Here is a 21,531-nt window from a genome sequence, read left to right on the forward strand (position 1 = left end):
TAACTGACTCTTTAGTTGTTTTTTTTGAGAACGCGCAAAAAACTAAAAATAGATGCTTTCATTCGTAACTATTTTGTTTACCCTATCCCGGCAGTACCCTTAAACTGGGTACTGCCGAGGGAAAATTAATTGAAAACGAGTACCAACGCCCGCTTCACTCACTACGTCCATCTGGACATCCAGTAAGTCACAAAGCTGCCTGACAATCATAAGGCCAATCCCTTCTCCAGAGGACGTATGCCCTTCTGGCTCCCCTATCCACTCAAGCCCAGGCCCAGTATCTGTAATAGTAAGCTGCCATTTATCGGCAGTTGGCGCAGCGCCCCAGTGCACACGTACTTCTCCGGTTAGTGTATACTTCAAAGCATTAAGCAGCAGGTTTTGAGCAATGCGGTGAATCTTAACCGAATCCCCGTCAACGATCAGTGAGCTGTCGCCTTCGCCCTCCAGCCCCAGGCCACGCTCTTCGGCCAGGGGGCGTACACTATCGACGAGTCCATTTAGTAATGTAGCCACATCGAGCGTCGAAATCAATCGTTGCTCCTGCCCTGCCTCCAGCCGGGAAAAATCCAGCAGTTCCGACAGCATTTGGGTCGCCTGCTTTAGATTCCGTTGAAGCATATCCAGCATCTGGCTACGTTCTTCCTCGTTATTGGCCATATCCAGCAACGTAGCAGCCCCCTGGATAATGCCAAAGTTACCCCGTAAATCGTGCGATGTGCTTCGTAGAAATTCCCCCCTCAATCGTAACTGCTGTCGAATTTGTGCCAGCGTCTGGATATTATCGTTCGATTTTTCCAGCTCATTCAACCAGTACTCCTGCTGTTGTTCGGCTTGTTTTATGAGACTAATATCCAGACCCGTTAATACGACACCATCATCATACCGGTTCAATGCGATACTCGTCCAGCGGTCCTGCTCCTCGTCATATCGTTCTTCGTAGAATGTTTCTTCCGTTTCCCGCACCCGACGAAAATTCTCGAAAGTACCCTCCTGCCATAATTTACCGGATAAGTCAGTAACCGAAAGTCCAATTAATTGATCCATTGATTGTCCACCCAATGGATCAATTAATTGAGCAAATCGCCGATTGCAAACCAATAATTTAAAATCGATCAGCTCATCGTTTTCGTTGCGAACTCCCTTGAAAAAGCCAATGGCGGCTGGTGAACTGTTCAGGACTGCCTGCAAATTTTCGGCATACTGCTGGTTCTGTTTCTGTGCCTGTTCCAGATCCGTGATGTTCCGGCCAATGGCCAATACGCTCTGCACCGACCCATCGGGCGCAAACTCCGGCACCATCTGGGAGAAATAGCGAGCTTCGCCATGGGGGGTCTGGAATGAATTATAATGAACCTGTTCCGCTCCCGTCTGAAACGTTTGCCTTAATTTTTCCATATAAGGCCCCGCAACGTCCGCTGGCTGACCCATTTCCAGATTGGTTTTACCTAATAAGTCTGCCAGAGGAGAACCCGCTTTATCTTCAAAAGCCGAATTTGCGAACAGCAATTTCAGCTCCCGATCCCAGCGGGTAATTATATCGGGCGTGTTGTTGACCAGTGTCCGCAACTGTTCTTCGGCCCGTTTCCGGTCGGTGATGTCTAACGAAACCGACAGAAAGCCATCGCCAAACCGGGTAATGGACACCCAGTGCCAGTCATACTGGCCGTTCCGTTCATAGGCAATTTCCTGAACGACAGGCACACCCGTTTCAACAACCTGAACGTATACATCAAAATGACGGGCTTCGGTACTACCGGCAAACAAGGTGCGGTAACTGTGCCGTCTCAGATCATCGACAGAACGGTTCATGAACGAGGCCGATCGGCTGTTGACCTGAACCATGTTGAAATCAATGATTTTGGCCGTACCCGGCGGAATAGGTGTATCGACGGATTGACGGCCCGGTTCGCGCACAGCTTCAAACAACGTAATGGCCACGGGAGCATTGTCAAAAATACTGCTCATCAGGTTGTTAGCCTGGGTTAGCTTGCTGTTCGCCTGCTGCAGTTCGTTGGTACGTTCATAGACCCGCCGATCGAGTTCCTGGTTCAGTGTTTTCTGCAGATGAATGTCCGTGCAACTGCCGATATACCCACTGAAGATGTTGTCGGGCCCGAATGTGGGGTTCGCGTGCTCGACTATCCAGCGGTATTCACCGTCGTGTCGTCGAAGCCGGTATTCCGTCGTGAAGGATTCCCGTTTGGCAAAATGGGCATTAAACGCGTCTAAATAACTGGTACGATCGCTGGGGTGAATGTTCTGTACCCATCCCGGGCCGACTTCCTGATCTATCGGATGATCGGTATAGGCTAACCACGCCCGATTCAGGAACGTATACTGCTTGTCGGGGCCAGCCACCCAGATGAGCATGGGCGCGTTATCGGCGATATTGCGGAACCAGGCCTGTCGTTCTTCCAGCAGGAGTTGTGCCTGTTTGTGATCCGTAATGTCCTCGATAGCCAGCAGAATGGCTTCCTGACGTTGCTGGTACACAACCTTACGCGCATTGAGACGTAGTACTTTTTCGCCAATGTTTTGAAACTGATGCGTCACCTCAAAGCCCTGAATGGAAATATCCTGGTTGATCACATTTTCCAGCAGGTTTCGCAACTGGGCAAAATCCCACTGGCGGTTATCCAGTTCGTAGATCAGGTAGCCTTCCGTATCCTCCTCCCGCAACCGGAAGGTTTTATAAAAGGCCCGGTTGGCGCTCTTCACCCGTAAATCCCGGTCGAGCACAAGCGTTGCCTCCCGAATGGTACCAAAAATTGCTTCAGAGTACCCATACGCTTCAGACAGCTGGTCGTTCCGTATCTGCAACTCCTGGTTAATGGTCAGCAGTTCTTCATTGGTAGACTCAATCTCTTCTTTGCTGGTTTCCAGTTCTTCGTTTATACTCTGCAACTCTTCATTACTACTGACAATTTCTTCATTGGCAGATTGCAGTTCTTCGTTGCTGGCTTCCTGCTCCTCAATAATCGAGCGCATATCCTCCCGCAGATTTTTGAGTTCATCTTCCAGCTGTTTGATTCGCTGATTGCGGGATTGCACCGATGGTGTCTCGACAACAACGGCGGGGATGATCTCCTCGAAAAGAATCAGAAACAGCCGCTCCTCCAATTCGGTTTTGAGCGGAATGGCTTCAATGGTAATGTAATGCGTTTTGTCTTTTATTTGTATTTCGAGGCCCGTTTTACGTACCGACTGCCCTGATTTTTGGGCTTTATGGACCGTACTGCGCAGATCGAAAGCCAGCGACGGGCGCGCCATTTTGAGGAGGTTAAGGCTGGCCTTACCCGGCGTAGGCTCCAGAAACAAACTGGTTGCGCCCCGAAACAGGATAATTTCCAAATCCTGATTAACCACGACCGAAGCGGGCGTGAACTGACTTAACAACAGATTGTCGACTATTTTGTCTAAATCATTCCCGGGTGGATTGCTTGCCTTCATGGTAGCCTTAGGTGGTTCATAGTCTACCATCCTGCCTGCCTGCGGATCTGACTCCAGTAGCCGATCCATGACAGGACGGGGGTTTATATCAAAATTGACTCGGCTGATAACATCATTCTTGCGGGCATAGATTTTGTAATTCTTTTCCACCTGCGAAAATAAAGCACTCGACGACCCCACGGTTTCTGATTTCCCCAACACCAGGAACCCTTTGGGATTCAGCGCGTAGTGGAACGTAGCAATGGCTTTTCGCTGTAATACGTTGTCGGTATAAATCAACATATTACGGCAACTCACTAAATCAAGTCGGGAGAAAGGAGGGTCTTTGAACACATTATGTGGTGCAAAGACACACAAATCCCGAACGGACTTATTTATGCGGTAGTGTTCTTCCGTCTTGGTAAAAAAGCGATGCAGCCGTTTGGGCGATACGTCCAGCATCTGGCTGCGACTGTAGGTACCCGTTCGCGCCTTGGCAATGGCAGACTCGCTCAAATCTGTCGCAAAAATATGAATAGCCGTGCTGGAGGCCCGGTCGCCCAGCACTTCCAGCAGCAGGATAGCTAATGAATAAGCTTCTTCGCCGGTTGAGCAGGCAGGTACCCAGATCCGGATGGGTTCGCGGGCCGGTTTACTCTTAACAATTTGCGGAAACAGAACTTTTTCCAGGTAGTCCATGGTGTCGGCATCCCGAAAAAAGTTGGTGACGTTTATCAGTAAGTCGCTATATAAAACATGGGCCTCATTAGGATTTTGCTTGAGGTATTTGGCATATTCGCCAAGTGTTCCCAGCTTGTAGAGCAACATCCGCCGGATTATCCGGCGCTGGATGGTGGTTACTTTATAATGACTAAAGTCGACCCCAACCATTCGGCGTAGAAACGCAATAATGGTGCGAAGGTCTTCGTCTGCTACCATTTGCGATTCTTCCAGCGACTCGGCTACGGTTGTTTGCTGAAAAATATCTGATTGTTTACTTAGCCGATCCAGTTCTTCCGCAATTTCGGCTGGCGAAAGCACCATATCCACCACACCCTCGCTGATAGCGGCTTTGGGCATGTTTTGAAAGATGGCGGTTTCATCCTGGGCAAATGTGATGCCACCGGCGGCTTTGATGGCTTTCAGGCCAATGGTTCCGTCGGAATTTGTCCCTGAGAGCAGAATGCCTATGGCACCATCCCGCTGACGCTCGGCCAGTGAGGCAAAAAAAACGTCGATCGGCATATGGATCGTCGATCGGTCTGCCCGTTGGCGCTTGAGAAGCGTCAATACGCCATCAATAACCTCCATGTCTTTGTCGGGCGGAATAACATAGACCTGATTGGGTTTGACCGGCTGAAGATGCTCCGCCTGAACAACCGGCATTTTCGTTGCACGACCTAGTATTTCAGAAAGCGCACTTTCATGAGTTGGGTCAAGATGTTGAATATACACATAGGCCAGCCCCGTAGTAGCCGACAGATGTTTCAATAAGTCAGTAACCGCTTCCAATCCACCCGCAGAAGCGCCGATGGCTACAATTGGAACAGGTTTGTTCTTAGCTTTGGCAGTGCGATTCGTATTACTTTCTTTTTTAGCCACTTTATTGCCGTAAGGTATTCTCACTCGATAAACCAATCGTTAGCCAGTGCGTTAAATGGCTAACGATTGCTTAAAAAGCCCGAAAAATTAACAAATTTTACTGGTAAATAGAAATAGGTGTACTCATAAGCATCTTATTTACCTCATTATGAGAATTGTATAATTAATGAAATTGTAATGCACGAAATTATGGCAAACCGAGACATTGTTGTTATTGGCGCGTCGGCAGGCGGAGTTTACGCTCTTAAAGAACTGGTAGCTTCCTTACCCAAAGACTTTCAGGCGTCTATTTTCATTGTTCTTCATGTATCACCTCACTCACCAAGTTTCCTACCCGACATTTTAAACCATTCCGGACCGATTCTCGCAGCTCATCCCAAAGACGGCGAGCCTATTCATACGGGACGTATATACGTAGCGCCACCCGATCATCACATGCTGGTGGAATATGATCAGGTAATTGTCAAAAAAGGGCCAAAAGAAAATCGGTTTCGTCCATCCATCGATGCGTTGTTTCGTTCGGCTGCCTATACCTACGGCCCCCGCGTTATCGGCATCGTTCTAACCGGCATGCTCAATGATGGTACGTCGGGCATGTGGTCGGTGAAGCGGTTAGGTGGCCTTGGCATTATTCAGGAACCCAAGGAGGCCATGTACCCAAGCATGCCCGACAACGTACTGGAATACGTAGATGTGGATTACATTGTTTCCGTCTCGGAAATGGCCGAACTATTACAAAAATTAATTCAGGAAACGGTACCCGACAAACCACAACTCGCCCCGGAGGAAGATAAGCGGATGGAAGTTGAGGTTAACATTGCGGCTCAGGACAATGCATTTGAAATGGGCGTTCTGGAACTGGGCGAACTGACTCCCTTAACCTGTCCGGAATGTCATGGTGCCCTCATCAGTCTCAAAGAAGGCAAACTGATACGTTACCGGTGTCATACCGGTCATGCCTTTACGGCCAGTTCATTGTTAGCAGAAGTGGGTAAAAGTGTTGAAGAGTCGTTCTGGAAAGGCATCCGTAGCCTGGAAGAAACGGTTATTCTGCTCGAACAGTCGGGAAAACAATTTGCGGAGGGTGGCAACAGTATTGCCGCCGAACAATTTTTCCGGAAGGCTCTGGAAACCAGAGAACGGGCTCGACAAGCGCACGATTTTATTTATAAACAGGAGGAAATTGGGGATAAGTAGCCCGACTTTAGGTTACTCATTGTCAGCTGGTTTCAACTCTATCTGTAAAGGGAATCTGAGATAAAGCTTCGTCCTGTTGCTTTATCTCACCGATTCTGACTTCTTACTACCCAAAGAAGGCAATCCACGTTTATCGAACCAGCGTTTCTTTTTTTGCCCACTCAACTGACGTAACACTTATTTAGAGGCTGGCTCCACTTTAGGCTTGAGCATTCCCCGCGCAATGGGCTCCGGCTTCGATTTAGGCGTAACAAAACGCAATAACATAGCCGTTGGGAACTCATCCTTGGGCAATTTAGTAATGAGCAATTGGTAGGACCGGGTGCCAACAACAAGATTGGAATAGGTCATATTGCCTGATTCCTGCAAAAGGCCCCAGTTGGCAATCGGCTCTTTTGCCAGCAGCGTTTCGTCCTCCTCCGACAACGTAGCAATAGCCGTATCGGGCAGGAAGCGTTTGCCGGATACGCCCTCAATTACAGAAACGACAGCGGGTGGTGTCAGCGTTGCGGGCTTGGTTTGTGCCTCGGCTGACGCTCCCATCAACAGCAAGGCTAGCAGTATAAGTAGTCCGTTCATACTCTTATAACTAACTCAGCCGCAAAGAGATTAAAATAAGGTAAAAATCTACCGACAGCCAATCAGGAACACTACATCAGATTTAGTACGTAGCGCCAGGTCTTTGCGTCTCTAAATTGATATTTTTTGTCCCAAAACTGGGCATTTAAGTCGTGGTATACCGGGAATTTTGTCCTGATCAATTGGCAGACAAATTATTCACGATACAGCCACCTTAAAGAAATGAAGCTCAAAAAAACTCTACTGATATTAACCGGACTCTTCTGTACCCTAGCGGTATTACCTGAGTGCAATTCAAGCGCTGGTCAGGAAATGCCAAACGATAGGCAACCCACAACGATCGAACTACGATGCTACCTGGCGAGACTTCGTTTCCCGGAAGATTCAACCAGCCCCCATACACCGGTCAAAACAAACAAGGCGGCTCCTATTCTTAGCCACGACGGAGATGTACGGGCAGAGCTTACCGAACGTAGTGACTAGTTGGCGAGCTGATTGCCTGCCACTTATTTATTAAAGTAGTCGATCTTATCTGAATCGGTATTGTTTGTAAGCTTCACTTCTCCCCCGCTAAGTCCAGCAATAGTCGTACTGATGGTTAAGGCGCCCTTTGTATTCCCAGGCTTTAGCACACCCGTTAAGCCAAACGACCGCTTTGCATTAGGGCCAAGAACTTGCGTTGTTCTTACCAGATAGAAGTCATCGTTCGATGTCCCATCAAACGTCCAGTTCCCATTTTGCACTACCTTGCCTCCAACAAAGGTTGAACTTGCATTAAAACTCAAGGTGACAAGCGGATCTTTGGTAATATAGACCGTGGGCAACTCGCTGGTAGCAGTTGCATTCAACTCAAACACATCTACCACGACCGTGAAGTTAGTCGTCCCATATTGGGTCGAAGGTAAGGTGCTGAGGAGGGGGATAAGATCAGGAAGGCCAACGGCGGTTATGGCAAATAGATTCTTATTTGTAAATGAGTTAGACACAACGTGACTGGTGGCATTGTTGGTATTACCCGAAGTAACGACATAGGGAGCGTTTGCAGCAGATGAGTAAGCTAGTTGTAGGGATGTTTCATCATGCCCGTTGAGTTCAGTAGTCAGGTAGTTGATGCTGGCTGTTCCAGAAAAGGTAATGGACGCCCCAAATTGATACGCTCGATTAATGCTGCCGTTAGGACTTCCCGCCAGGGGCGTACTGCTCACCTGAATACTATTATTGGACACAACCAGGTTAGCCGATGGCGTTAGAGTAAGTCCATCAACAGTTATGGAATTGCCCGCCATAATAGTTATGCCTTCATTACCAATGGTTAATTGGGCTGAAACCTGAATGGTTAGTAGCAGAGGAAGGAGTATTAAATAGTACCTCATTGATGTAGCAAGTTTGGTTGAGTAGTTGTTTCTTCATTGGAGCCAGTAAAGATCAATTGATCGTTATCCTCTACCAACGTAGCAATGATCGTTGACTCGTCATGAGCAGATTACCTGTCGAACTAGAAACAGAATCTGTTATTCAATTGAGGCTACCAGTGCTTAAATAACTCATGCAATTAGTAACTGGGCTTTGCTAATTCACGAAGAACCAGGGGCTAATTTTCGCATATTATTGTATATATACCAGCTATAATCTGCATATAGAAACATTTGATTAACAAACTTATCGTATTGACCCAAATTTTTCTCTTTGTAGTTCAATTACACAGACTAGTGAATTTAAAAAATAGTACACAAGCCAAATATGTATTAGTAGAAGACAACAGCTAAACCAATTCGATGTCCTGATAAAGTCCATTTCTACACTTTCTTCAGTAGCGTAGCCTGCCTTTCGCCAGCCAACCTTTTAAGCTTCTCTTCATCGATAGATACATGCTTTTGAGCATGTATCTGACTGGCTTCCTTTATGCCTGACAAGCTCATTCCTATATGAATTGTTATATTTAACCCATTCAATTAAGTAAATTTGGTGGATGTTTTAGCGGGTTTACCAATTGGCCATACGGGTAGCAATACGCTGGATAGCCTATTGACGTTTTCTACTTGACACGTGCCGTATGGTACATCTTTCCTCTTTAATCAACCATGAAATTCCTGTCCACATTTATTTTTATTCTACTGAGTGTTGGCCTGGCTCATGCCCAGACCCCGAAACTCGACAGTTTAAATCGGCTTCTCAGGCAGACTACTACCGATACGGGCCGTATTAATATAAATAACGAAAAAATTGTCCTGTTCAATCAAATAAATATTGACTCAGCCATGAGCCTGGGCCTCAAAACAATTGAAGAGGCCAAACGTATTCAGTATAAAAAAGGAGAAGCCAGAACCAGAATCCGTCTGGCCTATACCTACAGTGTTAAAGGGGACTTTGCTGCGGCTAAAGCGACCCTAAAGCTAGCCGAAGCTATATGTCTCTCGACAAAGGACTCGGCTCAACTTAGTAAAGTATATGGCGCTTTTGGTACCACCTACGCCATACAGAGCAAATACGACAGCTCGATCATTTTTCAGGAGAAAAGCAAAGCCATTGCCGAACGACTTAACGACAAAGCTCAACTGATCATCGTTTATTCGAATCTGGGGATTTCCTATGACATGCAGTCAAACCGTCCTCAGGCCCTCCAGTACCAGCAGAAATCCCTGTCCATCGCAGAATCAGTACGTAACATCAAGCAGCAGGCCTACGCCTTGGTTAACATCGCCAATATTTATACCGAAATGGGTGATATGAAAGGAGCTGAACAGGCTTACCAGAAAGGTATTCGGTTAGCTAAGCAGGAAAGCCTTACCAATGTCGAGCTATACGGGTATTCGAATCTGGTGGGTATTTATACGAAGATGCACGACACCCAAAAAGCGTATGAAATGGCGATAAAAGCCGCTACGCTGGCGAAAGAGATAGGCGATACGGGCATTCAGGCCACCGCTTTGTCGCAGGCCGCCACCAATCTCGCCCTACAGAAAAAGTTTGATCAGGCGGAACCACTGGTCAAACAAGCCATGACTATTGCCGATGCATCTCACCTGCCTCTCAATATTCATCAGGCCTATGCGGCTATGGGAAGCATTCTCAAGCAGCAGGCTCGATGCGCCGAAGCCATTCCCTTCTATGAGAAAAGTTTTGCCGTCCTGAAAGATGCCGATCTCTATAATGCCCAGACTGGCGATTCCTACCGGGACTTGTCGGCTTGTTACGAGCAGGTAGGCAACTATCGCCGGGCACTAGCTACGTTCAAAACGTCAGCCGCTATTTCCGATTCAGTGCGGGGTAAGGAGAATGTGCAAAAAGCGACCGAACTGACGATGACCTATAAATTCGATCAGCAACAGCAGGCTGCTCAGGCCGAACAGCTCAAGCAGAATGCGTTAGCCCAGGCCCGTCAACTGGCTTTGCTGGCTGGTATGGGCCTGATGCTGGTGCTGGCCGCGGTCAGCTTCTATGCGTATCGCACGAAGCAAAAAGCGAATGCCTTACTTGAGGAGCAGAAAGAAGTACTCCAGTTGCAGAAAGAAGAATTGCTGCGGCAAAAAGAAGAACTTCAACAGCAAAAAGAAGAGCTACAGCATACGCTGACCAAACTCCAGACCACGCAAACCCAGCTCATCCAATCGGAGAAGATGGCCTCTCTGGGCGAACTGACGGCCGGCATCGCGCATGAGATTCAGAATCCACTCAATTTCGTCAATAACTTCTCCGCGATATCGACAGACCTGCTCAATGAAATAAAGGAAGAACGCAAAAAGAAAGAGGAACGGGATGAAGAGCTGGAAGAAGAAATTCTGGGAGATTTATCGGGTAATCTAGCCAAGATCAATCACCACGGGGGCCGGGCTGCCAGTATTGTCAAAAGCATGCTGGAACACTCCCGCACCAGCACAGGCGAGAAACAACTGGTTGACCTGAATGCCGTTACGGATGAGTATTTTCGGTTAGCCTTCCATGGGTTGAAAGCCAAGAGCCCGGACTTTAGCTGTGACCTTGTCACGGATTTTGACCTTTCCCTGAGTAAATATGAAGTGATTCCTCAGGAGTTAGGGCGGGTACTCCTGAATCTGTTTAACAACGCCTTTTATGCGGTCCGGCAAAAACAACAGGCTGGTGTGGCAGACTACCAACCCAGGGTTACGTTGAGCACAGCGCAACGAGGCAAGCAAATCGAGATTCGGGTTCGCGACAATGGCACGGGCATTCCGCAAACGGTACTTTCCAAGATCTTCCAGCCTTTCTTTACGACTAAACCAACGGGACAGGGCACGGGGCTGGGCTTATCATTAAGTTATGACATTATCACAAAAGGGCTGGGTGGTACCCTGACAGCTACTACCCAGCCTGGTGAGTTTGCTGAGTTTGTTATTACCTTACCCATTGCCTAGTTTATCCCAGCTATCTGTCATTCACTTATCCCTCAAAAATTCACACTCATCTGCTTCATTCCGGTGCTCGTCGCCTTTTAGTTTCTGGCTTACTGATCTGATGGCAACTTTGTTTCATCAAACGAAACAACTAACCACTTACAAACAAAAGCCATGAAAAAAGTACTTATGTTGATACTGGGACTAGCCGCTGGCACCGCATCGTTCGCCAATCCATCAACTCCTCAAACAGCGGCCGCACAACCCCACCTGGTGATGACACCCGAGCATAAAATCAGGCTCTACGTTCAACCCCGTCAAGCCAAAGCTCAGCTTGCCATCTGGAATACCAACGGTCAGGCCGTCTACACCCAACAGGTAGCCCTTCAAAAAGGACTGAGTCAGCAATTCGACTTCTCTAACTTAGGCACGGGAACGTATCGACTGACACTCACAACGGGTAACGAAACACTCACCAGGACGTTTGTTGTACAGGCCGACCCAAATACGAGCTTTATCGTTCAGTAAGCTTGCCACGTATGAACGATTCTCTGCTTCAACGCATCCGCACAGGTTTTCTTCTCAAACTGATCTAACTAAGGAGACCTGGGGGGCCGATAGTCCGCGATCACACCCAGAGAAGGCAAGCTGTACATGAAGGCAGGCGGCAATTAAGGGAACTCGCGTCAGGATCGGAAACCGATGAATGGAAAGGGGCGAGTGATTCGCTCATTAAATTTGATGACCGGCCAAGCCGTTACGTGATTGCCCCTTCAGGATCAGGGCATGACGTTTAAGAGCGGTAAGTAAACATAGAACCTGTTTAGGATTATTCTTTCTAGTCTGCTTTACCCCTAAATCCCCTTAAGGGGACTTGGTACGTGCCTAAGTAAAGTCCCCTTTAGGGGATTTAGGGGTAAAGCAGACTGACAAAACGAGATAGTGAACCTGTAGAAGATAAACCCTAAACAGATTCATAGAAGTATATAGTAGCCAAGTGAGTGCTTTTCCAAAAATAGTTATCTGTTCAATTTCACGTTTAAACCAGTCGATTAATGAAAAAAGTAAATCTATTCCTGTTCGTTTTCCTCCTGGGCATTTGCGCCAGGGGCTTTTCCCAAACCACTACGCCATCAACCGACTTTTTTGCCGGAAAATGGGATATTACCATAAAGGGAACGCCCGATGGTGACGCAAAAATGACGGCCGAACTGGTTAGGAAAGACGGAAAACTAACTGGTGAACTAAAAGATCCAACAGGCACAAGACCCGTCACTCCAATTACTAAAATCGAGGAAGACGCAGGGAAAAAACTAACAATTCACTTTAATACGGAGCAGGCCGGAGAGATTGATCTTGCCCTGGAGAAAGTGGATGATGATAATTTGAAAGGCATGCTGATGAGTATGCTTGAGTCGACAGCCGTACGCGTTAAACAATAACGAGTCGGCACAATCTGACCAATTATATAAAAACCGTCGGCTGATGATTTGTTTAGGAGCAGGCTTCCCGGACAAATCATCAGCCGACGATTTTTATACAGTATCTTTCAGCTAAATGTCAGAAAATCAGCAATTCACTACGTTCATGGTGAAGGTATATGTCACGGCTTATGTTCCAATCAGTTTACGCATTACTTACTGCCGACATCGCTTGCTTGCGGTATTGGGAGGGTGAAGCTCCCATTTCACGTCGAAACATTTTCATGAAATAGGTCAGGTTATTGAATCCACACTCAAGGCTAATATCGGTTAGGCCGCGATTGGTGGTTCGTAATAATCGAGAAGCCAAGGCAATACGTTGCTGATTGATGTAATCAACTGGTGTCATGCCGAAGGTCTGTTTGAACGTGCGATAGAAGTTTGGTTCACTCATGCAAGCTTCGTCAGCCAGTTCCCGAACCTGTATGTTGCGGCTTATATGTTTGTTAATGTACTGAGCGACGTGCGCCAGCCGATTCACATTTGCGAAAGCCGTTTCCGGGCTTAGCAGCAGCGTACGCGCCTGCGTTTGCATCAGTCGGACAACCAACTCCTGCAAAACAAGATTAGCAAATACGTCTTTAGCTTCATTGTTTTCGGTGAAGATATAAATCAGGCGGGCAATGAGTTGCTGGATTGGTACGTCGTTGGTCAGGAAGAAATTGTGCTGTCCAAATTGCCAGCCCTGTGTCGTGTCGATCAGTGGCGCCCGATCATTTAACAGATCGGTTACCTGAAGTATTTTATCCGGGGCAATAACCAATCCCAGACATTGGGTTGGATTATGGTGCTCGGCTTCCGGAAAATCAATTTGCATCGTTTCATTACTGGAAACAATTATTGATTCGCCCGGTAAAAAATCGAACGAGGGTTTACCGGTACCGGGTAAGTTCATCACTTTCTTACCCCGAATCATGCTGGCTAACACGGGGTTGTCAAAGGTGATTTCAAGTTTTTCAGCAACCTGATGCGTTTCATAGATCGTTAGTTCAGCCGTATCAATCGTGTAAGCTGTCCGGTTTTCGACTTCCTGTTCCAGACGCCTGGTGTGCAGGTGGCGGGAAATATCAAATGGAGCTATCTGTACACTTTTCATGAAATGTTAATTTATCGAACTGATTCCCAACTAATTACTAATCAGGCACTGTATGTAATGTAAACAAATCCGGTTGTTTACCCATTCATAATCACCTAACTTTTATTGTTATTATAGTAATTTATCAGCACAGGCCTGTTGAACGGCTCACCAGAACTTGGTACCAATTCGCTTCTGATTCACGTAATATAGACCCTAAATAAGCGTATGGGTTGTACACGACCAGACATTATTTCCATATTGATTTGACCATGTACATGGCAAGCTCCTTCACCTCAATGGCCGTACCCCAAACCTGAAGGCCTTCGTTGTTGCCCAATATGGGCTTTCTTTCCAGCGAATACGAATAAGCCCCTCCGTCAATAAATACTTCGATGGATGTTCGGTCAACGTAAATGTCGGCGGCAAGCTCCATACTGGTCATATTTTCGGGCGAATAGAACACGCCATTGATCCGGTTGCCATTCATATCATACTCCAGCAATCGCTGTCCGAAAAGCGATAAGCCCGCGCTGGTAGCATGCGACAATTTCAGCGTGGTCCTGACCCGAAATCGGTCTAACTGGTTAAATGATTTCAGTTTTTCATTGGCAGCGGTTGCGCTCAGTGACGTCCCCTGCTGTACTTTCTCAAACAACTGGTCCGTTTCCTTGACCGGCACGCTACTCAATCGCAGGCCATTTTTGGTCGTGCGAAGCCGTAATTCAGTCGGCAGTAACATCATATTGTTAAACGGCATGCCGGGCTGTTGCACCCGACCCCAGCCAATCTGAATACGGCGGGGATCGTTTGGGGGCATATTGGCAAAGGTTTGTGCCGCATAGAGGGTGCCGGTAACGTAGTAGTGTTTGCCCGATTCGGGCGTGAATGTTTTCCCATCGAAGGAACCGATCATATACGTAGCGGACGCGCCATACATCACCCATTTGGTTTTAGTGGAATCGCCGTCGATGGGTAACTCGAATAAGTCAGGGCATTCCCAGAAACCGGTAACGTGACTTTCAAACGTCCATGCCTTCATATTCTTGGAGGTGTAGATCGAATGTCCATCGCGTTCGTTCAGGACCATTACCCAATGATTACCGGAAGCATACCAAAACACTCGTGGATCGCGGGTGTCCTTGCTGTTCCATTTCGCTTTCGAATCGATCAGTGGATTTTGAGCATATTTTGTCCAGGTACGCCCTTTATCCAGACTGTAGGCCATGCACTGAATCTGTTTTTCCGGATTATCCACCGTGTAAAAAGCCACCATCGCCGGTATGTTTCCCCGATTAAAACCGGCCGTATTGGCGTAGTCAATCACGGTAGACCCCGAAAACATAGTACCCAGACTATCGGGCGATAAGGCCGTTGACAGCTCTTCCCAATGGATCATATCGCGGCTTACGGCATGGCCCCATGACATGTTTTCCCATTCCCGCTCATAAGGATTGTGCTGGTAAAAAAGATGATATTCACCGGCATAATAGATCATACCATTGGGATCGTTGATCCAGCCCCGACGGGTTGAAAAATGGTATTGCGGCCGGTTTTTTTCCCGATACAGCGAATCCTGACCGGCAATTTTATCGGCCTGATAGATTTTCGCCAACCCCTCCTGATTGCCATCATACCGAATGGTAATGGTTTTTCCCTGGAGAGCCGCCATGTCGCAGAACACCCAGTAATCGGGTTTAGCCGCCAGCCTTATTTTGAAGGCCCGCTCCGGTTTATCCTTCACCATAAACTGCATCGTTCCCCTCTTTTGGGCCTGCGACACAGGCAGGTTAAGGTATCGTTTGGTGATGGTAACCGACAGGTTTTGTGCCTGAAGGGAGCAACTGCCGCAGCTGATCAACCCAATCAGGGTTATGTGTTGTAAAGCTGATTTCATCCTGTTGTCGTGATTAGCCCTGATAGATACGCTATTGATACGTCCCAACCAACGTAGTAACCGATTTCGGTTCCAGTTGAATCCGGTTTGGGCTAACGATGGATTTTGTCAGCGTTTTGGCCTCGGCCGTTACGTAGCTGGCGAAGCGATTATCCTTGAGTTTTAGTCCATTAAGGGGAAGGTCGGTAACGCTGGGCGTCATATTGATGCAAACCAGCACGATCTGTTTACGATCCGGATCTTTGTAAGCTGAAACCATGCACTGACCCGCTTCCGCTACGGGGTTGCTACTGGCACCGATGCGGACAGCGACCCGCTTCATTCCTGGCCGGATGAAACGGGCATAATTGCCAAACGCCCAGAGTTGTTTCGAGTCAACGACCTGCCCATCCTGCCGGGCGTTGTCGTGCTGTTTATAGGCGCCATCGGGTCCGTTGATGTACACAAGCCCATCACTGTAATTATACGGATTGATCGCCAGCCACCACTGCCAGGACGTAACGTTGGCCACCGTCAGGTCGTTGTGAATGACTTTGGCCACGTACAACCCGTACGCCATGTCGGTATGGCGGGGGCTGCCGTTGTATTGTCCGCAGATGTCGCCCAACACGCCAAACTCACTTTGCCAGAGTTGGGGACTACCCACCGACCTGGCCCGTTGAGCCGCCTGTTGGCGCACTGCCACCAGCGTTGAATCCCGACAGGTTGTAAAGTAGCTATGGTACGCCCAGACGGGCTCAACGTTGGGCAATTTGGCTAGAGAAGTGGCTTGCTTTGGCGCAAAAAAGTAATTCAGTTGCTCCCCTCTCCCACTTTCCGCTCTGCCATACAGGAAATCCAGTTGGCCCGCTTCCCCCGTCACTACCGTCGTTTTGGCTTGGCTGGCAGCTAGTTTGGTCGACAAGGCGTTGGTTACCGCCCTAATATCGGCGTTTTCGGCGGGGGTACCTTCCTGACCGGCTTTCCCCTTTTTATCCGCCGTCCAGTCCCACTGTGGTTCATTGATGGGACTCAGGTAATCGAATTTGAAGTGATCCGCTACGTTCGCCAGAAAATCGGCGAAGGGCTCCAACGCGCCCGGCTTTAGATTGATTGTCTTGCCCCCTAGCGAAAACGCTTTGCCGTTGCGGGTCATCTGTACAGGGGGTGAGTTGGTGAACCCCAGCGTATAGCGAACACCCCGCTGGCGGGCCGCCTGCAAAAACCACTGATTTCCAGCCTGCTTACTCCAGTCATAGCGACCGTCGGGCGTTAGAAAACATTCTTCCCGTCGCCATTCATCCCGAATGGCACTGCTATCTTTCTGTTCATAACTACCCGCGCCGATGTTCACGCGCCATAGCGATAACCCGATGCCCCTGGGTTGCCCATTGGCCAGCGTATCCAGGCTAAACAACAGATCGGCGATCTGGTTCTTTTTGGTTTCGTCCTGCCACTTGCCAATAAACTTCGCCGACCAGCAGTCCGATGCCCCAAAGCTATGGATGGTCTGAAACTCCTCCTGTAGATTGACCGTCACCGGCTGAATAAGTGGCCCGACGGGTCCAGGGAACGTAGCGTGATGGCTCGTGCTCGTCAGCAGACTAAGATGGAGAAGGGCCGTTATGGACAGGGATTTCATCAAAAAAAGAGTGAGGTAATTAGGGCTTTGCTAAAGTATTCTCGGGGCCGCCTGCGCGGCTGATTCCGCACCACTGATATTCTGATATTCAGCAACAATGGAATCTAATAAAATCTGCCGCACGGGCGGGCCCGGGAAACTATAGAAACTGAATTTTTGGCGAAGCACAGTCGCTCAAACCTCCGACAACTGTTGCTTGACGACCGCTATACCGCGGGTGATTTCAGCGTCAAAATCCGTCCAGTTGCACTCCAGCGACAAGCCTCCCTTGTAGTTTATCTGTTTCAGTGCGCGGAAATAAGGCCTGAAATCATCCCCTTTTACGCCCGGCGCGGTCCGGCTTTGTTTTTCCGCTATGTGACAATGCACGATGTGTTCACCATACTTTACGATCTCTTCGGGTTTTTCGTCATCCTTAAGCATGTGGTAGATGTCGCACTGCAACCGAAACCAGGGATTGTTGACTGCCCGAATGATTTCTACGCCTTCGGCTAGGCTATTGATGAAATTCGTTTCGCTCCGGTTCAGCGGTTCCACTGCCAACGTAACGCCGTGTTTTTCGGCTAAGGGAGCCATTTTCTGACAGAGCGCGATATGCTGTGCCTTGGCCGTAGCCCGATCAAAGCCATCGGGAATGGCCCGCGACCCACCGCTGCCAAATACGATATTCTTCGAGCCACACTCCTTCGCCCGCTTGAGCGCCAGGTCGGCCCGCTGTAAAATAGCCTCGTGATGAAGATCAGGACCTACAGATTTTAGCTTGCCCGGAAAGAAATAGATATACGATCGAACCGGGAAGTTTTCGGTCTTCAGGGCCGACTGATTTTTTTCGTATTGCCCATCCCCGCCCGCATCCGGGATCAGAAAACGACCAACACTTTCCTCAACAAATGAATACCCCAGTTTTTTTAATAAATCGGCTTTGTCATACGTAGTACAAACACCCAGTGGCAGGGTTAATCCGGCAGCAGGTGCGCCAACAATAGCCGCTTTGGAAAGCCTATTTGCCAGGGTCACTCCGGCAAGTATGCCGGTGGTATGCTTTAGAAAGTCTCTTCTTGACGATTGATTTTCGAATAAATTCATGGGGCTACGATCAAGCACAGGAGGTTGTATGAGAACAAAAGGGATAAGTCTGCTAAACTTACCGCTGTGCATACCCATTTTCGGCCACGCCGGGCTGATCCAGCAACTGAATCGCCGAAGGCAGGCCCAATCTGCGTCTATTCCTATAGTGGCAAACCCCGTGATAGGGCTGGATTATTTTGGTCTTCGATAACGGCTACCTGGAGTTTAGCGAAAACGCCAATCCACACTACGCCCGTCGACGTATATGATTGCAGAGGTTTTGGCAGTGAAGACGAATGCTGGATAAAGGCGATATTTCGCCAAAGGGTCATTAATATTCCTTCACAGCAACAGGTAGAGTAGACGAATCTTTCGTATGATAGTTTGTTCTTTTGTTCACTTCTAATTACATTGGTAAGTATAATTCAACGTTTACATGAAGGCGCTACTAATTCTCCCTATAACAACGCTCTTGCTCATAGTCCTTTATGCTGAGCAGAATTTGCTTAGTCGCTATCAGGTTTCAACTACCGTGACCGTACTGCTGTTCCTGCTAGTCGATGCATTCGTCCTATGGTTTGCGCTGGCTGGCATCAAACTGGCCGTCTGGGCAGCCCATCGGCTCTTGAATCGCGCTGAGGCAGACGCGCTGGCGGAGTCGGTTTCGAAAGAAGAATACCAGGAGGCCTAACGCAAAGTCAGGCAGAATGACCAGCCAGCTTCCTGTCTATTTGCCTTAAACAGTGATGGTCTTCGGCCTAAGTAACTGGCGAATGGCCGCTAAATTTGAAAACATCGCTAACGGCACCAGACAGGCGGGTAACAACACAAACGGGAAGTAGCCGATGGCTACGTTAGGCTGTTCAAAACCAAAGTACTGGAATCGTACCGGCAAAGCTACAATAGCCGTAATTACCACATTTAATAGCAAGGCAAGACAGACTACATTCCAGGTGACTAGTACGGAATTGCTACGTTTATTTTTCACAAAGCCAACGTAGTAAATCATTGGCGCTGACAGCCCGGATAGTATATCAACGTTTCTACCCTCAAACGTCATAGCTTCTGGTATTGACTTATGGACAAACAGCCAGAATAACACGAGTTCAACCGGTATTCTGATGACGTGAAAAATAGTCAATATTTTAAGGTCCAGGCTATCAATAAATAGTTTACCCTGCTCAGTAAAAAAGCGCGATACCAAAAAGAGAAACGGCGGCAAAATCAGTAACGGAAATCGCGAGGACATTGATGCCGGATTATTGTAAAAGCCCGTACTACTGAGCACCGACTGAAGTAATATCCAGATACTGATCCAGACTAAAAATAACCTTGAATTATTGGTGGCCCGATAGAATAACCAAACGGCAGCTACAACAGTAGCGCCAAATGTCAAATAGACGTATGCAGGTAAATTTTCCATTCTACTTTAGTTTACTCATTATTGGGTTGCGTCAATAATCAAGAGACTCGAAGCGTTGCTCCTACTTGTCTTGATTGGAAAATGAATCCTGATATTTATTAATTCAATTTTCAATGTAAAGGACCCAATAACTCAACTAAAAGCACTTGTCAAATGGCAAGAAATGAGCGTGATCTTATCGTTTCGAAAACTCTTTTCGTATCCTGCTTAACGAGGTATCCGTGATTCCGAGGTAAGAAGCAATATGCTTCAGTTGCGCGTACTGAACGATTTCCGGGTTTGAATTCATTAAATCTGCATACCGTTCTTCGGCACGCCTGGTAATTAATGCCAGTGTTCGCTGCTTAAATTCAACAAATCCCTTTACTAACATTAATCGGCCAAACTCCCGAAATTCGGGAATGGAATGAAAGAGGCCATTTAATTTTTCAAACGGTATCGTAAAGCCTTTACAACCGGTGACTGCCTGAATATTTTCTGCGGAATTGGTATGCGTAAAAAAAGAGGCTGCCTCGAACACCATTCTATTTTTAGTGTAGAAGTACGTAGTAACTTCGTTGCCCTCTGTATCAAAACTAAAGGCGCGCATTAAGCCTTCGGTCAGGAACAAATAATCAGTACTGATTTTACCTTCTTTAAGAAAGAAATCATTTTTTGCAAATTCCTTGGGTTCAAAAAAATCGGTAATAGTTTCGACTATTTGTGGGGACGCAGGCGAATTATGCTGAATGTAATTTCGTAACGGTTCTTTATTCATTTTCGGTTCGCTGATGAGCTATGTACCGTTAATTTTTGTATAGCAACAGTTGCCTGATTAAGGCTTGACAGTATCAGCTGCCATTTACTTTAGGACCGTTGTGTTTTCGCATCAAAACAAGCCATAATCCTTATCAAATACCTCACTTCCAGCTAGCGGCCGTTTGGGCTTTACTCTTGGGTGCCTTATAAATCCTGAGTTTGCCCAGGTCGGCGTAGTAGACGAACTCGTCATCGACCCCCAGTCCAACGTAGTTCTCATATACCCCATTCGTGGGTTTGGCGGTAACGCGGCTAATGGTTAACAGAAAGGCGCTGAGTGAGAGCAGTAGCAGGGAAATAGACAGGGCAATTACCAGGATACGCTTGCTGACTGGATCAAGGTTTTTCATCGTCGTACGTTTTTTGGAAGATCAAGCCTAAATAAACCTATTCATCAGCTATTAACAAGAACAGAGAACGTATTGACCCGACTAAAATAGCCGCTAGTCATGTTTCACGCTACCAAGGCTGACCGATACAGGTCCCTACCAGCTATGGAGAATAACAACCTTTTATCCAGAAATACCTCCGCTCCTTTTTTTTACCTGTCTTTAAAGAGTTCCGATTGACCATCCTCAAACCCTTAACTAGTTACGTTGATGAGCCCATTAGTCCTCTTTATTCTCCTGTCAATCACGGTGGGGCCTACGACCCCCCAACCCCGCAAAAAAAATCGCCCTACCGAACTGGCTCATTACCAGACAGGCATATATCTGGCTGCTCATGGCACCAAACTGCGGGTGAATATAGACAAACAACTCGGCGGGTTGGTGTTTATTCAACTCGTTGACAAGCGGGGTAATCTATATTTTAATAAAACGCTTGAGCCACCCGAGACAACAGCCCGGATTAGTATGGATATAACCGATTTAGCGGATGGCGAGTATTCGCTTAAGATATCTAACGGGCTTGAGATGGAGGTACGTAGCATCAGCATTACCACGCCCAAACCAACAACGGTTAGCCGATCGATAACGGTCCTGTAGGCCCTGGATGACAGGCTGTT

17 protein-coding genes are annotated in these 21,531 nt (G+C 47.7%); 7 read left to right on the plus strand and 10 right to left on the minus strand.

Annotation, left to right across the window (positions count from 1 at the left end; translation table 11 throughout):
• Positions 1–99 precede the first annotated feature (99 nt).
• The gene (locus ACYVEA_RS32190; RefSeq protein WP_461117482.1) at positions 100–5,058 is read right to left on the minus strand and encodes a chemotaxis protein CheB; all 4,959 of its coding nucleotides are present in this window, start codon (positions 5,056–5,058) and stop codon (positions 100–102) included.
• A gap of 165 nt (positions 5,059–5,223) precedes the next feature.
• Here ACYVEA_RS32190 and ACYVEA_RS32195 point away from each other — a divergent pair, with 165 nt between their 5' ends.
• A complete protein-coding gene (locus tag ACYVEA_RS32195) occupies positions 5,224–6,231 on the plus strand; it encodes a chemotaxis protein CheB (protein WP_461117483.1) in 1,008 nt (335 codons plus the stop codon).
• Between the two features lie 177 nt (positions 6,232–6,408).
• Here ACYVEA_RS32195 and ACYVEA_RS32200 read toward each other — a convergent pair whose 3' ends face one another.
• Complete coding sequence (locus ACYVEA_RS32200) at positions 6,409–6,810, minus strand: hypothetical protein (RefSeq protein WP_461117484.1); 402 nt, start codon at positions 6,808–6,810, stop codon at positions 6,409–6,411.
• Positions 6,811–7,122: 312 nt separating this feature from the next.
• Here ACYVEA_RS32200 and ACYVEA_RS32205 point away from each other — a divergent pair, with 312 nt between their 5' ends.
• Positions 7,123–7,293: a hypothetical protein gene (locus tag ACYVEA_RS32205; RefSeq protein WP_461117485.1), complete on the plus strand. Its 171-nt coding sequence runs from the start codon at positions 7,123–7,125 to the stop codon at positions 7,291–7,293.
• Positions 7,294–7,316: 23 nt separating this feature from the next.
• Here ACYVEA_RS32205 and ACYVEA_RS32210 read toward each other — a convergent pair whose 3' ends face one another.
• Entirely contained in the window at positions 7,317–8,183 is an 867-nt protein-coding gene (locus ACYVEA_RS32210) for a hypothetical protein (protein ID WP_461117486.1), read from the minus strand.
• Positions 8,184–8,891: 708 nt separating this feature from the next.
• On the opposite strand from ACYVEA_RS32210, the gene ACYVEA_RS32215 reads away from it, so the two are divergent.
• From ACYVEA_RS32215 to ACYVEA_RS32225, 3 genes are all read left to right on the plus strand, one after another.
• Positions 8,892–11,183: a tetratricopeptide repeat protein gene (locus tag ACYVEA_RS32215; protein ID WP_461117487.1), complete on the plus strand. Its 2,292-nt coding sequence runs from the start codon at positions 8,892–8,894 to the stop codon at positions 11,181–11,183.
• Between the two features lie 153 nt (positions 11,184–11,336).
• The gene (locus ACYVEA_RS32220; RefSeq protein WP_461117488.1) at positions 11,337–11,690 is read left to right on the plus strand and encodes a T9SS type A sorting domain-containing protein; all 354 of its coding nucleotides are present in this window, start codon (positions 11,337–11,339) and stop codon (positions 11,688–11,690) included.
• A 527-nt stretch (positions 11,691–12,217) separates the two neighbouring features.
• Complete coding sequence (locus ACYVEA_RS32225) at positions 12,218–12,604, plus strand: hypothetical protein (RefSeq protein WP_461117489.1); 387 nt, start codon at positions 12,218–12,220, stop codon at positions 12,602–12,604.
• Between the two features lie 184 nt (positions 12,605–12,788).
• On the opposite strand, the gene ACYVEA_RS32230 is transcribed toward ACYVEA_RS32225, so the two are convergent.
• The 4 genes from ACYVEA_RS32230 to ACYVEA_RS32245 all read right to left on the minus strand — a co-directional run bounded on the left by ACYVEA_RS32230 (position 12,789) and on the right by ACYVEA_RS32245 (position 18,322).
• On the minus strand, positions 12,789–13,739 hold the full coding sequence (locus ACYVEA_RS32230; protein ID WP_461117490.1) for an AraC family transcriptional regulator: 951 nt from the start codon (positions 13,737–13,739) through the stop codon (positions 12,789–12,791).
• A 229-nt stretch (positions 13,740–13,968) separates the two neighbouring features.
• Entirely contained in the window at positions 13,969–15,615 is a 1,647-nt protein-coding gene (locus ACYVEA_RS32235; RefSeq protein WP_461117491.1) for a 2,6-beta-D-fructofuranosidase, read from the minus strand.
• 31 nt (positions 15,616–15,646) lie between these two features.
• Positions 15,647–17,236: a glycoside hydrolase gene (locus ACYVEA_RS32240; RefSeq protein ID WP_461117492.1), complete on the minus strand. Its 1,590-nt coding sequence runs from the start codon at positions 17,234–17,236 to the stop codon at positions 15,647–15,649.
• 174 nt (positions 17,237–17,410) lie between these two features.
• Positions 17,411–18,322: a sugar phosphate isomerase/epimerase family protein gene (locus ACYVEA_RS32245; protein ID WP_461117493.1), complete on the minus strand. Its 912-nt coding sequence runs from the start codon at positions 18,320–18,322 to the stop codon at positions 17,411–17,413.
• A gap of 454 nt (positions 18,323–18,776) precedes the next feature.
• Here ACYVEA_RS32245 and ACYVEA_RS32250 point away from each other — a divergent pair, with 454 nt between their 5' ends.
• Positions 18,777–18,995: a hypothetical protein gene (locus ACYVEA_RS32250; protein WP_461117494.1), complete on the plus strand. Its 219-nt coding sequence runs from the start codon at positions 18,777–18,779 to the stop codon at positions 18,993–18,995.
• 45 nt (positions 18,996–19,040) lie between these two features.
• On the opposite strand, the gene ACYVEA_RS32255 is transcribed toward ACYVEA_RS32250, so the two are convergent.
• The 3 genes from ACYVEA_RS32255 to ACYVEA_RS32265 all read right to left on the minus strand — a co-directional run bounded on the left by ACYVEA_RS32255 (position 19,041) and on the right by ACYVEA_RS32265 (position 20,875).
• Positions 19,041–19,727 (minus strand): hypothetical protein, encoded by a 687-nt coding sequence (locus ACYVEA_RS32255; RefSeq protein ID WP_461117495.1) that lies wholly within the window; start codon positions 19,725–19,727, stop codon positions 19,041–19,043.
• Positions 19,728–19,902: 175 nt separating this feature from the next.
• The gene (locus ACYVEA_RS32260) at positions 19,903–20,484 is read right to left on the minus strand and encodes a Crp/Fnr family transcriptional regulator (protein ID WP_461117496.1); all 582 of its coding nucleotides are present in this window, start codon (positions 20,482–20,484) and stop codon (positions 19,903–19,905) included.
• Positions 20,485–20,626: 142 nt separating this feature from the next.
• Positions 20,627–20,875 carry a hypothetical protein gene (locus ACYVEA_RS32265; RefSeq protein WP_461117497.1) on the minus strand — a complete coding sequence of 83 codons (249 nt, stop codon included), beginning with the start codon at positions 20,873–20,875 and terminating at the stop codon, positions 20,627–20,629.
• Between the two features lie 249 nt (positions 20,876–21,124).
• Here ACYVEA_RS32265 and ACYVEA_RS32270 point away from each other — a divergent pair, with 249 nt between their 5' ends.
• On the plus strand, positions 21,125–21,511 hold the full coding sequence (locus tag ACYVEA_RS32270) for a hypothetical protein (protein WP_461117498.1): 387 nt from the start codon (positions 21,125–21,127) through the stop codon (positions 21,509–21,511).
• Positions 21,512–21,531: the final 20 nt, after the last annotated feature.

The organism is Spirosoma jeollabukense, assembly GCF_054777855.1.